Here is a 13,993-nt window from a genome sequence, read left to right as displayed (position 1 = left end):
TGCAATTGATCAGCCCTTGTAGTTGTAGAAGCCCTCGCCGACAGCAACGCCGAGCTTGCCCTCGTCGATGTAGTTCTTCTTGATGTAGTCGGCGAATTCGCGCTGCTTCTCGCCGCCCTGGGAGGAGATGTTGTAGACGGTGGTCAACCCGACGACGTCCATGATCTGGAAGGGGCCGAACGGGGCTCCGGTGCCGATACGCCACGTCTTGTCGACCATGTCGGGATCGGCGATGCCGTCGATCAGCAGGTCGGAGGCCGCGTTGAGGAGCGGGACCAGGAGCGAGTTGAGTACGTAGCCCGCCTTCTCCTTCTTGAGTTCGATCGGCACCATGCCGATGTTCTTCGCGAACTCGACGACCTCGCGGTACACGGCGGGGTCGGTGGACTCGGTGCCCATGACCTCGGCAGTGTTGTTGACCCACACGTGATTTGCGAAGTGCAGTGCGAGGAACTTCTCGGGGCGGCCGGTGAACTCCTTGAGATCGCTCGGCAGCAGCGTCGAGGAGTTGGTAGCGAACACCGTGTGCTCAGGAGCAACCGTGGCAAGCTTCTCGTAGGTGTCGCGCTTGATGGCGATGTCCTCGGGAATTGCCTCGATGACCAGGTCGGCCTTGGCGACGGCTTCGCCTAGATCGTACGAGTACGTAATACGTTGCAGCGCTTCGTCAGCCTTGCCTTCCTTGGCACCCTCGACGTTCTCGGCCTTGTAGGCCGCGGCCAACGAGTCGAACCGAGCCTTGGCCTTTTCGATGACCTCGGCGTTGATGTCGTACGCGACGACGTCGAAGCCGTGATAGGCGGTCTGATAGGCGATCTGTGAGCCGAGAACTCCGGTACCCAGAACGGTGATCTGCTTCAGTTCAGTCATTTTCGATCCTCAATCCTATTCGGTGGGTAGTCCGGCAAGCGTCAATCGGACCTGTGCGGCAACGATGTTCGTGAGTTCGTCAGCCGTGATCCGGTCCAATGCCGCGCGGGCTATTTCGAAGTGCAGCACGTTGGAAATCGTTCGCGCTGCAGTGGTGGTTCGGGTGGTGTGGTTGGGGTGTGCCTCGTGCAAGATTTGCGCAATCCGCGTTTGCAGGCGCTGCGAGAGTTCCAGGCCTTCGGCCCGGAAACACTCGCTGGGCTCACCGAACAACACCTCGCGTTGGTAGATGCCGGTGTTCTCGTCGTTTCGGCGACTTGCGATCAGCAGGGGTGAAACCAGCTCGAGCACACGATCTTCTGTGCCGGTCGACTTGGCTTCACGCTCTTCTCCCAATTCGATCTGCTTGCGGTATTCCGCGTTGTACACCATGAGCAGCAACTCGGCTTTGCTTGCGGCGTAACGAAAGAGAGTGCCGCCGGCTACATCGGCGCGGTCGGCAATTTCTTGAGTTGTGACTGCGCTGTAGCCCTTTTCCGCGAACAGTTCGGCAGCGGCGTCGAAGATGCGTGTCTGCTTCTCGAGTTTGTTGCGTTCGCGACGGCCCAGCTCTTGGTCCGGCTTCGTCATCCCGCTCACCTCGTTCCATTTCGGATCACGCTCATAAATGAGTCTACTCCGAAATATCGGGAGGGTGGAGTCTCCTCCGTCACATCACCGCAGTCCGCTGACCCAACCGGCGAACACGTCTGAGAACACGTCCGCTTCGCACGCATGCGCCGATTCGGGATAGGCGCACTCTGGGTATCCGGCGACGACGGCGGCAAGTTCGACGTTGCAACACTGCGCCAAGAGGCCACGCAGGAGATCCGCAACCGACCAACCCGCGACGGATACCGCAGGGATTCCCTCTTCCTCGTACACCTTCACCAGATCGGCGTGCCTCCAGGACAATTCCTCGGCCACCAGTGCATCAGGGTTGAAAGACATGGCGCGGTCGAGTGATCCGCGCAGAAGTGAGTGCGGATCGTCCTCGCCGCGAAGCCTGGTCGCGAGGTCCGCCGGCGCCTTCTGCATGACGAACATCCAAGGTTTGCCGTCGGGAAAGACTCCACCGAAGCCTGCCACGTTGAACGGTAGGTGGCTACTGAGAAAATCGGTCTCCACGTCGACGTGTTGATCGTCGCCCAGATGAATGAAGTGGCCGGAGGCAATCTCCTCGCCCATTGCCGGCTCAGCCCATGTGTTGTTCCACAGATCGGTCATCCGACTGCCTTCGGGAAGATCGAGAACCTCGAAGAGAAAACCCATGTCTCTACAACTCCCCGTCGAAGTGGGTGGTTACTCCACCGGTCAGTCGAGAAACCGTCTGCGCCGAGGTCGCGAGGACGACTCGGCTTGTCTCGAAGGTCATCTCGTCGCGTTCGGTGTCCTCCGATTCGGGATCTTCGGCGAGTGAGAAGTCGAGTTCCACCTCTCGATCGGTGCTGGAACAGACCGAGATCATCAGCCCGAGTCGTTCGTCGGTGAACGCCGGAAGCGATTTCTCGGGATGGAAGTCTGCGGCCGCGTGAAAGAAGAACGCCGCCAGCCGTTCGACGAATCCGTCGTCCGTATGTCGGCTGAGATACTGATTGAAGCGGTCGGGGCTGAGCAGCCCGACGTCGAAAACGAGTGTGGGTACGTCGGATTCGAAGACAGTGGCGGGAACCGCATGACTGCGAAGGAAGACTGCGGCGCCGCCGTATCCCGGCAACCTGAACCCATCACGCATCTGGTGTACTCCCGTCGCAGTGGTGTCCTGTCCACGCTAGGCCATTGCTCGGCCGCGTGCTGCCTACTCGAGTAGGCAGCTTGATGGAAGAATCACCGCCTATGACTGCTGTCCTGTACCCGCCCGTCGAACCGTACGAGTCCGGTCTGTTGGAAGTGGCGGATGGTCAGAGTCTGTACTGGGAGACAGTCGGCAATCCGGCGGGCATTCCGGTTCTCTACCTCCACGGCGGTCCCGGTTCGGGATGCACTGTCGGCGCCAGGCGTTTCTTCGATCCCGAAGTCTTTCGCGCAGTTCTGTTCGATCAGCGAGGCTGTGGGCGCAGTCTTCCGCTAGCGAGCAGTCCGGACGTCGATCTGACCGTGAACACCACGGCGCACATTGTGGAAGACATCGAGCGTCTTCGTGGGCATCTCGGTATCGAGCGATGGATCGTGACGGGACTTTCCTGGGGCGTGAGTTTGGGTCTGGTGTACGCGCAGGCGTTTCCCGCGCGGGTGCAAGCGATGGCCCTGGGCGCGATCACCGGCGGGACGAGGGTCGAAATCGAGTGGATCACCCGTGCCATGGGCCGGGTATTTCCGCGTGAATGGGAAGAGTTCGTGGCGCCGTTGCCGGTGGACGAGCGTGACGGAAACCTCCCCGCGGCGTACGCGCGACTGCTTGCCGATCCGGATCCTGTTGTGCGCGAGAATGCCGCGTTGCAGTGGTGCCGTTGGGAAGACGTGCACGTGTCGCTGATGCCGGGGTGGACTCCGAGTGTTCGATACCAGAATCCGGACTTCCGTCGCGTGATGACCAGGCTGGTCACGCATTACTGGGGTAACGACTGCTTCCTGGCGCCGAATCAGATATTGGACGGAATGGACCGTCTCGCTGAGATTCCCGCGATTCTCGTGCACGGACGGTATGACATTTCCGGTCCACTGGATACTGCCTGGACGATCCACCAGCGGTGGCCGGGTAGTCAGTTGGTGGTGCTCGACGACGCCGGGCATGGCGGTGGCGGATTCAACGAGGCAATCGTGGAAGCTCTGAATTCACTGGCTCATTCGATCTGATCGAGTGCCCCGGCGCGGGCCGCGGCGAGCGCGCCGGCAGCAGCACGATCGGCAACCGACTGGTCGACGGGTAGATCGGCGACCAGCAGGCGATAGTAGATGGGTGCGGCGACGGCCGCCAGAAGATCAGCGGCCGAGACCTTCTCGGAGATCTCCCCGCGCTCGACTGCTCGGCGAACGACGATGTCTGCCAGTTCGTAACGTGCGGAATAGAACTCGCGCTTGAGTCTCGCGACCTCGGGCGTGCGGACCGCATCGGAGAACAGCGCAGCCACCAACGCGCCGCCTGACTCGCTGTTCACCAGTGCGACTATCGATCTGGCCATCTCGCGCAGATCGGATTCGATGGAACCGGTATCCGGGATGGGAACGGTGGTTGCCGATACCTCGACGGCCGCGTCGGCCACCAGTTGGGACAGCGTGCTCCATCGCCGGTAGATCGTGGTCTTGTGGACTCCGGAGCGGGTGGCTATGTCCTCGATGGTCATCGCGGCGAATCCGCGTTCGGACAATTCGGCCGCCGTGGCTGCCAGGACGGCCTCGCGCACCCTGGCACTACGCCCTCCGGGCCGTTGTGGTGTCGAAGTCATGAGTCAACCTTATCGCAACAAGGTGTTGTGTTAGCTGGAGGCGCGTGGTTCACTGAGATAATGCAACTGATCGTTGCATTAGAGATGAATTGAGGGGTGTTTTCCCATGTCATACGAATTTCCTGTCGATCACCGAGGCCTCTTCGAAGAGCGCACAGGACAGTTTCTGAGCTTCGGGCTCCCCGTCTCGGATCTCGAGGAACTGCGCGCGTCCATCCACTCGACCTGGGCCGACGCGCCGGGTGGTTGGTCGTACGAGTGGTCGGCGTTGGCAGCAAAGTACTCCGCCGACGGCAATCATTCACTCGCGGCGATGATTTACGGAATCGCCAAGTTCCCCGTCCTGGCCAACGATTCGCGGCGCCGGGCCCTGCAGAATCAGGTGGACGAATACGTCAAGGCAGCACCGGGATTCGGGCTCGAGTTCGAGCGTCGAATCCTGTCCCTGCCCTACCGATCCGGCGAGATCGAGCTACCGGTGCACATTCTCTCCGTGGACGGGAGGTACGAGGATGCACCCGTCCTGTTGCTCAGCGGCGGCGTCGACGGCTGGAAGATGGACATGCATCCGTTGGTCAGTGCGTTCGCGAAGAACGCCGGAGTGACTGTTGTTGCCTTCGACCAGCCGGGAACTGGTGAATCACCGGTTCCTCTCGACGCTTTCGGTGACGAGGTGATCGACGGACTGGTGGCGACGGCTCGCGCCCTCGGCAATGGCCAGGTGGCACACCTGGGAGTCTCCTTCGGTGGCAACTTCGCCGTGCGGTCGGGGTTGACCGGCGCCGTCGATGCGGTGATCAACATCGGCGCCCCGGTCAAGGGCGCGTTCGAGACCGCGAACGCGGAGCGCCTGGTCTACGGCATGGGTGACATCGTCGGAAACGCACTGGGTTTCGATGCACCGGCAACCAAAGAGGCGCTGGTACAGGGTCTGCGTGCTTTCGATCGCAGTGTCTTGATGACCGCCGACGACGGCCGGACCCCGATGCTTGTGGTCAACGGGGCCGACGACGTTCACATTCCGCTCTCGGACACCACTCTCTTCGAGGAGCGCCCGAACACGCAGGTACACGTCATCCCGGATGCGGGGCACTGCGCAGTGACCAAGCTGCCCGAGTTGACGCCGATGATGATCGACTGGCTACGAGATGCCCTGTCAGGAACCGCTCCACGAACCGGTCGATGATCCGCCGCCGAAGCTGGCAAAACGATACGTCGCAAGAACGGCTTTGTGATCGGTCGGCCACGGCGTCGGCGAAGCGATGAAGTTGTCCTGGGAGTTCTCTTCCACTCTTTGGTTGTGCACGATCGTCTTTCGCGGGCCGATGATCCCGACGGATCCCAGCTTCAGGTCCGAAGCGCGATCGGCGAAGATGTAGTCGATCCGATCGCGTTCGTCTGCCTCGGGTGCCCAGGTGAGCTGTGAGGTGTCGACGTCGGGATTGTCGGACGGCCAGGTGAAGCCCGGGTGTGTGGCCGGGTTCGGGTACTTACTGCGGTAAGCGTCGACGAATCCGGCTTGGTCGAGCAGGCGGGTGGATTCCCAAGGAACGACTACACCGTTGTGGTCGAACAGATTTCGCGTGCCGTCGGTCCAATCCAGGGCCGACGGTTCGTTGAAATCGCCACCGAGGATGACGGATCTGCCCTTGGCCCGTTCTTTTGCCGCATCGTCGACGAACGTCGAAATTGCCTTGGGTCGTCCCGAATTGATGTTCACGCGCTGAACCGTCTCGGGGTCCGTGACCGGACCGGACGGCATCTTGTTCCAGCCGAACTCGGAGAACTCTCCGGGCTTGGGAACACCCGCGCCGTATCCGCGCGGTAGATACGTCGCGTAGGACGTGTAGGCCAGATGTGCCGAGTAGGCGGCGATTTGTTTGCCGTCGACCGTCACGACTGCCTTGATCATCGAGTTCAGGTCGGCTGTTTCCTCGATCGGAAACTTGGAGAGAATCCCCACGTCGGAGGACGCTGCTCCGTAGAAGGTGGTTCCTGATTTGGTCAGCATGTCCGCCAATGCAGTTGTCGCAGTGCCGGCTTCCGACAGGAGAACTATCGACGCCTGTGTCGAGATGATCATGTCGGCGATCAGCTGCAGGCCACCGTTGATCTTGGTTCCGCCGTGCCAGGTGTTGAGGGAGAGCACTTTGATCTCCTGCGCGGGGCTCGCCCCCGCGACGGAGGTATTGGCACCCAATGTAAATGCGCTCGCGGTGACTGTGCCCGCGGCTACCGCCATCGCCTTGACCATCTGGCGGCGCGTCAATCCATTCATCAAATCCCGGCTCTCGTTGTCGTGTGCTCGAACCTCCGGAAGATGATTACCATCGCTACCTAAACGGACAGTTAACCAATTGTAAAATGGCAGATTTCCACAGAACGCCGTGCGGGCAATAGTCTTCTGATCGTGGTACTCAGTGAGCGTTTCCCCGGTAACAAGACCTTCGCGAAGGTTCGTGTCCTGCCGCCGGTGGTGAAGCTGCTCCTCCTCTCGATGGTGCTGTTCAACATCGGGTTCTATCTGGTTGTCCCCTTTCTGGCGGTGCACCTTTCGGAGGACCTCGGATTTGCGGCCTGGATTGTCGGCCTCGTCCTCGGATTGCGGATGTTCAGTCAGCAGGGCATGTTCTTCATCGGTGGAAGCCTCGCCGACAGGTTCGGCAAGCGTCCGATCATCCTGCTGGGCATAGCCGTTCGTGTAGTCGGTTTTCTGATGCTCGGTCTGGCAGAAAGCATGAGCGCCGTGATCGTCGGCGTGCTCCTGGTCGGCTTTGCTGCCGCGCTCTTCGCGCCCGCAGTGGAGTCGGCCAACGCGGAGTACGGACGCGAACTCGAGTCCGCCGGAGTTATGCGTCGTACCGATTTGTTTGCAGTGGAACAGATGTGCAGCCGCCTGGGAACAGTGATCGGTCCGGCGCTGGGAGCTGCTCTGTTGATGTTTCCGTTCTCGTGGACGGCGTCGAGCGCCGCGTTGCTCTTTGCGATCATGTGGGTCGGGTTCTTCATCTGGTTCCCCCGACCGGGCGATGCCCACGACGGCCCGGTGTCGACCTATACGCTGCGCGACGTCTGGCGAAGCGTCCTGACCAACAACAACTTTCTGCTCTTCGCGACGCTCTGCAGTTTTCAGCTGGTTGCGTACAGCCAGCTGTACCTGATGCTTCCGCAACAGCTCGAGCGCGGAATCGGTTCGCAGTCGGCGCTGGGATGGTTCTACGTGGGCGCGGCGGTGTTGGTGATCGTCGGGCAGGGACCGACGGTCGCGGTTGCCCACCGCATCGGGCATCGGCGCGCGATCACCTTCGGGCTTGTGCTCATTTCGGTGTCGTTCCTGGTTCCGCTGGTCACCGGCGTCGACTCCGCAGCTTCGGCGTCGACGCAGATAGTCGGTCTGGCGGTGTGGATCGGGCTGCTGCACCTGGGACAGATGTTGATGGTGCCGCCGATGCGAGACACCATCGCGATCCTCGGTCGTGAAAGCAACCTCGGAGCGCACTTCGGCATGCTCAACACGATCGGCGGTCTGCTCGCGCTCCTGGGAACCGTGGGAGTCGGATTCGTGTACGACCTCGTCGACAACGGCCACGCAGCGCCGGAGTCACCATGGGTGATCGTTGCGCTCTGCGTGGCCGTGTCGGCTGTGGTGTTGTGGGTGTGGTCAGGCCGAACGAAAGTTATCGACCCGCGATCGTCTGATTGATCTTTGCGACGAAATCTTCCAGCACAAACGGAATGGTGAGTGGGTTCGGCATGGACACCGCGTCACTGACGATGGGGTCCAAGCTGATCAGGCCTCCGGTCTCGACCACGTTCAGATTGGTGAACGCCGGCTGCGACTCCATCTCGGCGCGAGCCTTCTCGTAGTTGTCGAAGAGCAGGTAGTCGCACTCGAGGAGGTCGTAGTTCTCGGCGGAGATCTCGTAGTTCAGCTTGCCCGCGAACCGATCCTTCAGTGCGGCAGGCGCCGTGAATCCCAATTGCGTGAGCAGCTGAGCCCGCGCTGCCTCGGGGCTGAACGCTCGCAGATTTCCGTCGCTCCAGCGAATGACGAGAGCTGCTGTCTTGCCTTCGAACTGGGGGTTCTCCGCGCGGGTGCGAACGATGAGGTCTTCGACTTCCTGGACCTCCTTCTTTGCCTGCGCGGGAACGCCCACAGCCGTACCGATGCGGGTCGTGACTTCCTGCCAGGGCAGAACCCAATCCGTCTGATCGGCGGCGTGCAGCACCGTCGGCGCGATGGCGCTGAGCTGCTTGTACAGATCCTCGTCGATCGCGTTGTTGACGGCGATGATCAGGTCAGGCGCTGCAGCCACGATCGTTTCGATGTCGAAATCGGTGGTGGCGTTGGCCAATGGCGTCGGCTCGGCGCCCTGGACTGCGGAGTCGGCCCAGACGCCGATTCCGTCGTCGGTCGATCCCTTCCACACCGGGACCAGGACGGGCGTCAGCCCGAGGGAAAGCAAAACGTCCGCGTCGCCGATACCGACCGCTGCGATGCGGCTGGGTGCCTGCTCGATGGTGGTGGAGCCGAACTTGTGGTCGATCGTCACCGGGAAGGCGTTGGCCTCGGCGTGAGCACCTTCGGTGCCGGGAGTGGATTCGTCCTTCGCGCTGTCGCCACAGGCAGCAAGGGCGAAACCGGCTGCTGTTGCGAAGGTGACGGACAGCATGGCACGGCGGCTCAACATAGGGTTCACGGCAACCTCGGGTTTCATGGTTATGGGACCCTAACCATAGTGGAGTTGCTGTGTCGGCAGTGTTTGTTAACCTCCGCCCATGACGGCGGTTCTCGACTACACATCAGCAGGACCGTTCACCCGCATCGATGGAGTGGACCCGCTCGCCCTCGAGTCGCTCTCCACCGACCCCGTGAAAATATGCCGGGTAGTGCCGTACCTGGTGGTCCAACCCACCGATGCTCAGTCGCTGAATCTGCCTGCCGACCGATTCGACGAAAACCAGATCCGGCCGGCAAGCGTTCTGCTCCAACGCCTGCTTGCGCTCGATCCGGCACCGGTGACCTCCGCCCGTGAACCCGACAATCGGGTCGTCGGAACCTGTCGGCACTTTGCAGTTTTGAGTTGTGCGTTTCTGCGCTACCGCGGTTTTGCCGCCCGGGTCCGTTGTGGTTTCGCCACCTACTTTCAACCGGGACAGGGCGTGGACCACTGGATCACCGAGTACTGGGACGACGCAGGCAAGCGGTGGATCCGCATCGATTCCGAGATCCTCGGACAGAACGTCCTTCCTCACGCCCATGATCTGCAGCCGGGAGAATTCCTCAGTGGTGGTGAGGCGTGGCTGGCATATCGACGCGGCGAGATCGACGCGTCCCAGTTCGGGGTGTACGGCACCGAGAACTGGGGGCCTGCCGAGATCCGCGGCAACGCAGTGAAGGATCTCGCCGCGATGAACAAGGTCGAAACCCTGCCGTGGGACGAGTGGGGTCGTATGACGGACGCCTACGACGGAAAGACCGGCGCCGACTACGACCTACTGTTGGACGATGTCGCCGCGGTGTGCGCCGCCGACGATCCCGTTGCCGTGCGAGCACTGTACGAGCACGATGACTTGCGCGTGCCGGACAAGCTGATTCGTTTCTGAGATGCTGGTGCGATGAATCCGGAGCATCGCCAACTCGATTACGGACTTCGATTCGACTGGGGGTTGCGCGGCGCCGAAGCGATTGCTGCCGGCGTCGATGTGGCAGTGGTGGTAGACGTTCTCTCGTTCACGACGACGCTGAGCGTTGCCGCCGACGCGGGAATCGACGTACTTCCCTTTTCCTGGAATGACGAGAGTGCGGTCGACTACGCGCGTGATGCCGATGCGGTTCTGGCTGTACGGCGAAGTGTGGCCAGAGAGGGTCAGATCAGTCTGTCTCCCAAGACGATTCGCGAGACCGAGGCGCCAAGTCGGCTGGTGCTGCCGTCTCCGAACGGGTCGACTATCGCGTTTGCATTGGCGTCCGAGGTTGCGGTGTGTGTCGGCGCTTCCTTGAGGAACGCTTATGCCGTCGCGGATTGGATTGTGCACGAACATGGTCCGGGATCGCGGGTTGCGATAGTCGCATCCGGGGAGAAGTGGCCCGGTGGAGAGTTGCGCCCGGCGGTGGAGGATCTGTGGGGTGCCGGTGCGGTTGTCACGGCGCTGACCGCTGCTGGTTGGGACGGCCACGTATCGCCCGAGGCTCGGATGGCGGCGGATGCGTGGGCGGCGGTGGCGGATTCGTACGAGGACCGCCTGCGGGACTGTGCCTCAGGACGTGAGTTGATCGCCATGGGGTTTCCACACGACGTCGCCATCGCCTCGGAACTCGACGACAGCGACACCGTACCTGTTCTCGAAGATCGTGTGTTTCGAGGTCAGCGCACCGGGCGTCGGTTGAACAAACTCCGTGCCCAGAGGTAGGAGAGGAAGGTGATTGCGACGCACCATCCGATCGCGAGTATCGCGTTGTTTCCGATGGCTTCGCCGAGAAGAAGTCCTCGAAGAGTCTCGATGATCGGAGTGAACGGCTGATACTCGGCGAACCATCGCAACACGGTCGGCATCGAGTCGGTGGGGACAAAGCCGCTTCCCAGGAACGGCAAGAGGATCAACACCATTGGAAGGTTGCTGGCCGTCTCGACACTCTTGCTGACGAGGCCGAAGGCGACCGACAACCAGATCATGGCGATGGAGACCAGGACGAGGAGTGCAAACGTCGCGGCCCACTCCACGAAGCCTGCAGTGGGCCGGAAGCCGACGGCTATCGCTACGGCGATGACGACAACGAGGCTCACGATCGTCTGAAGGAGGCTGCCGAGAACGTGACCGGTCAGGACGGACGTGCGCGTGATCGCCATCGTTCGGAATCGTGCAATGATCCCGGCGGTCATATCGGTTGCGACGGAGATGGCAGTACCTTGTGCCGCTGATGCCACGGTCATCAGAATAATCGCCGGTGCAACGTAATTGACATACTCGGCTCGGCCGCCACCGCCGGGGCCGAGGCCGTTCCCGAGCGTTCCGCCGAGCACGTAGACGAACAGCAGTAGGAAAACGACTGGCATTCCGACGAGCATCACCGTCATCGACGGATATCGAAGGATGTGTCGAATGCTGCGACGCAGCATGGTTTTCGAGTCCTGATAGGCAAGCGTCATGGTGGTCATCGCGCGTCGGTCCTTTCGGTGGCGGTCAGAGTCAGGAACACGTCGTCCAGGTCGGGTGTGTGCACGGAGAGTTCCTTGACGTCGATCGAGTGAGCGTCGAGTTGGTCGAGAAGAGAGCGCAGCGAGCGGACACCCCCGTCGCTGGGGACCTGGAGGACGTAGGCGGCATCATCACGTGATGATTCGTCGAAAACAGCTGCAGCAGAATCGAGCTGATCTCGGTCGAAGAAGTGAAGACGAATGTGGCCGCCGGGGATGTGCCGTTTGAGTTCCGCTGCCGTACCTTGGGCGACGATCCGTCCCTGATCGAGGACGGCGATGTGGTCGGCCAGTTGATCAGCTTCCTCGAGGTACTGGGTCGTGAGGAAGATGGTGACACCGCCCTCGACCAACTCCCGGATGATCTGCCACATGGTGCGTCGGCTTCGGGGGTCGAGGCCGGTGGTGGGCTCGTCCAGGAAGATGATCTCCGGTCGTCCGATCAACGTCATTGCCAGGTCGAGCCGTCGACGCATGCCGCCCGAGTAGGTCGACGCCAGCTTGTCCGCGGAGTCGATCAGATCGAACTTCTTCAGGAGTTCTTCAGTGCGCGTTCGACGTTCGTCCTTGCCGAGATGGTGCAGGTCGGCCATGAGGAGAAGGTTTTCCTCACCGGACAGATAGTCGTCGACCGCTGAGAACTGCCCGGTGACGCCGATGCGCGAACGCACCGCGTCGGGATCGTCGGAAGGGTTGTACCCGGCGATGCGGATGTTGCCGCCGTCTGCCGGAACGAGGGTCGAGAGAATTTCCACGATGGTGGTCTTGCCGGCGCCGTTGGGGCCGAGGAGCGCAAAGACGGTTCCGCGGTCGACGGAGATGTCGATTCCGTCCAGTACCGTCTTGTCGTCGTAGGCCTTCTTCAGGCCCGTCGCGGTGATGGCTGGTTTACGGGACATCAGCGTTCCTTTCGCTAGATCTTCTTGTTGGATTCTTCTCGGGGCTCCGAACGTCGAATGACGATGTCGCCGTAACTGGTGTGTGCCCGGACGTCTACCCGGCGTTCAGTGGAAGCCGGACCGTGCGTGGCATTCATCTGGTTGTCGACGCGGCCGAAGGACGTATGAGCGTCGAATCGTGCGGCGGTTCCGGATCGAACGCCGATATGGATTCGCCCGGCGGCCGTCTTGGCGGATACGACTCCACTCTCGATGGTCTCGAAACGGATGTCGCCGTTGGCGGTTGCGGCGCTCGCGTCGGATTCGGCGTGCTCGACGGCGACACTGCCGTTGGCGGTCTTCGCCTTCAGTGCGCCGGTGATCGTGCCGATGTTGATGTCGCCGTTGGAGTTCTTGACCTCCGCGTTGCCGTCGACGCGGCCGATGCGGATGCTTCCGGACCCGGTGCTCGTGTCGATGTCACCGGCCACGTGCTCGACGATGATCGCGCCGGCCCCGGTGCTGACGTTGAGCGGCCCGGTGGTTTCCAGTGTGCAATCGCCCGCGGAAACCTTCACCCGTGATCGTCCGAGAGTGCCTTCGCTACGGAGGCTGGCAACTGCAGCAGTGCCTTCGAGTTCCGAGCCGGAGGGAAGCTGAACGGAGATGTCCACAGATCCTGCCTTCCCGAAGATGCCGAGGCCGCGCTGTTTCGGAGTCTTGATCTGCAGCCGGCCACCTGCGAATTCGACGCGCGTTTGTTCGGCGACTCGAACGTCGACCTCGCGAGACGAGTTGCTGGGCAACACTTCCACGACAGTGTCGTTGCGGCTGCTCGCCGTGATCCGGATGTGTGCGACTGCCACGTCGAAGTTCAAGGTGATGGGGTCAGGTGTGCTGAATGTAGGCATGGTGATACTCCCGATGAGGTTGTCTCGGTTGATGAAAGAGGGTGGCGCGAAAGATGAAGCCGGTGTCAGTGCACCCAGCCGCTGAAGCTTTCGGAACCTTGGGACGTGCGCTGTCTCGGAGTGCTTCTGTTCGCGCCGCCTTCCAGAGCCGTTGCAGCCGAGCGAACCAGCCACGCGTTGACGGAGATACCGGCTTCCCGGGCCGCCGCCTCGATCCGGTCTTTGAGGTCTTGCCCCAGCCGCAGGTTGATTCGAGTCATCGAGGCGTCGTCGGACTCCGTGACGGGGCGCGGTGCCGGAGTCGGGTCCTCTTCGACGGGGGCTGGAACCGGTTCACTGATGGCTGGTGCCACCACGAATTCGGGTTCGCGTCCCCGCAGGCGCAGGTCCACCGAACCCGGGGCGAGGTCACGCGTGATCTCGGCGGCTGCCGCAGACAATGCGTCGAGAAGGGTGAGTCGCACTGCTGATTCCAGCGGTGCGGTCAAACGATCGGCGAGTGCCTTTGCGTCTTCTCCGCCTGCTTCGGCCGCCACCGCGAGTTCGTGGCGAAGGTTGTCTACGTACGGTGTCAAGTCCATGGCATCACTATGGCACCACTTTGGTGCCACCGCAATAGTTTGGTGGCACATTCGTGTGAATTTGGTGAGAATTGCCAGGTCATCGGGGTGGCCGGCGATTCGGTTCGCGGCAGGCTGGCACACTCGTAA

16 protein-coding genes are annotated in these 13,993 nt (G+C 61.7%); 5 read left to right on the top strand and 11 right to left on the bottom strand.

Annotated features, from left to right (window positions below):
* Positions 1-9: 9 nt before the first annotated feature.
* The 4 genes from M0639_RS27555 to M0639_RS27540 form a co-directional block, all read right to left on the bottom strand.
* On the bottom strand, positions 10-870 hold the full coding sequence (locus M0639_RS27555) for a 3-hydroxyacyl-CoA dehydrogenase (protein WP_030536170.1): 861 nt from the start codon (positions 868-870) through the stop codon (positions 10-12).
* 15 nt (positions 871-885) lie between these two features.
* Positions 886-1,500 carry a TetR/AcrR family transcriptional regulator gene (locus M0639_RS27550; RefSeq protein WP_030536169.1) on the bottom strand — a complete coding sequence of 205 codons (615 nt, stop codon included), beginning with the start codon at positions 1,498-1,500 and terminating at the stop codon, positions 886-888.
* Positions 1,501-1,584: 84 nt separating this feature from the next.
* Entirely contained in the window at positions 1,585-2,181 is a 597-nt protein-coding gene (locus M0639_RS27545; RefSeq protein ID WP_064075059.1) for a hypothetical protein, read from the bottom strand.
* A 4-nt stretch (positions 2,182-2,185) separates the two neighbouring features.
* Positions 2,186-2,644: a hypothetical protein gene (locus M0639_RS27540; RefSeq protein WP_003942982.1), complete on the bottom strand. Its 459-nt coding sequence runs from the start codon at positions 2,642-2,644 to the stop codon at positions 2,186-2,188.
* Between the two features lie 101 nt (positions 2,645-2,745).
* On the opposite strand from M0639_RS27540, the gene pip reads away from it, so the two are divergent.
* Positions 2,746-3,705, top strand: coding sequence for a prolyl aminopeptidase (gene pip / locus M0639_RS27535; RefSeq protein ID WP_064075058.1), 960 nt, complete (start codon positions 2,746-2,748; stop codon positions 3,703-3,705).
* Here the strand turns inward: pip and M0639_RS27530 are convergent.
* A complete protein-coding gene (locus tag M0639_RS27530) occupies positions 3,693-4,295 on the bottom strand; it encodes a TetR/AcrR family transcriptional regulator (RefSeq protein WP_231915120.1) in 603 nt (200 codons plus the stop codon). The two genes, pip and M0639_RS27530, sit on opposite strands and share 13 nt — an antisense overlap.
* Positions 4,296-4,401: 106 nt before the next feature.
* On the opposite strand from M0639_RS27530, the gene M0639_RS27525 reads away from it, so the two are divergent.
* Positions 4,402-5,481: an alpha/beta fold hydrolase gene (locus M0639_RS27525; RefSeq protein WP_064075056.1), complete on the top strand. Its 1,080-nt coding sequence runs from the start codon at positions 4,402-4,404 to the stop codon at positions 5,479-5,481.
* On the opposite strand, the gene M0639_RS27520 is transcribed toward M0639_RS27525, so the two are convergent.
* A complete protein-coding gene (locus tag M0639_RS27520; protein ID WP_064075055.1) occupies positions 5,452-6,573 on the bottom strand; it encodes an endonuclease/exonuclease/phosphatase family protein in 1,122 nt (373 codons plus the stop codon). The genes M0639_RS27525 and M0639_RS27520 overlap by 30 nt on opposite strands.
* Positions 6,574-6,705: 132 nt before the next feature.
* Here M0639_RS27520 and M0639_RS27515 point away from each other — a divergent pair, with 132 nt between their 5' ends.
* The gene (locus M0639_RS27515; protein ID WP_064075054.1) at positions 6,706-7,998 is read left to right on the top strand and encodes an MFS transporter; all 1,293 of its coding nucleotides are present in this window, start codon (positions 6,706-6,708) and stop codon (positions 7,996-7,998) included.
* Here M0639_RS27515 and M0639_RS27510 read toward each other — a convergent pair.
* On the bottom strand, positions 7,973-8,986 hold the full coding sequence (locus M0639_RS27510) for an ABC transporter substrate-binding protein (protein WP_007730352.1): 1,014 nt from the start codon (positions 8,984-8,986) through the stop codon (positions 7,973-7,975). The two genes, M0639_RS27515 and M0639_RS27510, sit on opposite strands and share 26 nt — an antisense overlap.
* Positions 8,987-9,074: 88 nt before the next feature.
* Between M0639_RS27510 and M0639_RS27505 the strand changes: the two genes are divergently transcribed.
* Both M0639_RS27505 and M0639_RS27500 read left to right on the top strand, forming a co-directional pair.
* Complete coding sequence (locus M0639_RS27505) at positions 9,075-9,902, top strand: transglutaminase domain-containing protein (protein WP_054801121.1); 828 nt, start codon at positions 9,075-9,077, stop codon at positions 9,900-9,902.
* Between the two features lie 12 nt (positions 9,903-9,914).
* Positions 9,915-10,709, top strand: coding sequence for a 2-phosphosulfolactate phosphatase (locus M0639_RS27500; RefSeq protein WP_054780763.1), 795 nt, complete (start codon positions 9,915-9,917; stop codon positions 10,707-10,709).
* On the opposite strand, the gene M0639_RS27495 is transcribed toward M0639_RS27500, so the two are convergent.
* The 4 genes from M0639_RS27495 to M0639_RS27480 all read right to left on the bottom strand — a co-directional run bounded on the left by M0639_RS27495 (position 10,664) and on the right by M0639_RS27480 (position 13,864).
* Positions 10,664-11,455, bottom strand: coding sequence for an ABC transporter permease (locus M0639_RS27495; protein WP_054780764.1), 792 nt, complete (start codon positions 11,453-11,455; stop codon positions 10,664-10,666). The genes M0639_RS27500 and M0639_RS27495 overlap by 46 nt on opposite strands.
* The gene (locus tag M0639_RS27490; protein WP_007730361.1) at positions 11,452-12,393 is read right to left on the bottom strand and encodes a daunorubicin resistance protein DrrA family ABC transporter ATP-binding protein; all 942 of its coding nucleotides are present in this window, start codon (positions 12,391-12,393) and stop codon (positions 11,452-11,454) included. The genes M0639_RS27495 and M0639_RS27490 overlap by 4 nt, the downstream gene beginning before the upstream one ends.
* A 14-nt stretch (positions 12,394-12,407) precedes the next feature.
* The gene (locus M0639_RS27485) at positions 12,408-13,283 is read right to left on the bottom strand and encodes a DUF4097 family beta strand repeat-containing protein (protein WP_064075053.1); all 876 of its coding nucleotides are present in this window, start codon (positions 13,281-13,283) and stop codon (positions 12,408-12,410) included.
* Positions 13,284-13,348: 65 nt separating this feature from the next.
* Positions 13,349-13,864 carry a toxin-antitoxin system HicB family antitoxin gene (locus M0639_RS27480; protein WP_007730367.1) on the bottom strand — a complete coding sequence of 172 codons (516 nt, stop codon included), beginning with the start codon at positions 13,862-13,864 and terminating at the stop codon, positions 13,349-13,351.
* Between the last annotated feature and the right edge of the window lie 129 nt (positions 13,865-13,993).

It is taken from the genome of Rhodococcus qingshengii JCM 15477, from assembly GCF_023221595.1.
GTDB classification, from domain to species: domain Bacteria; phylum Actinomycetota; class Actinomycetes; order Mycobacteriales; family Mycobacteriaceae; genus Rhodococcus_F; species Rhodococcus_F qingshengii.
The sequence above is the reverse complement of the archived record's forward strand: the minus strand, read 5'-3'. Positions and strand labels throughout refer to the sequence as shown.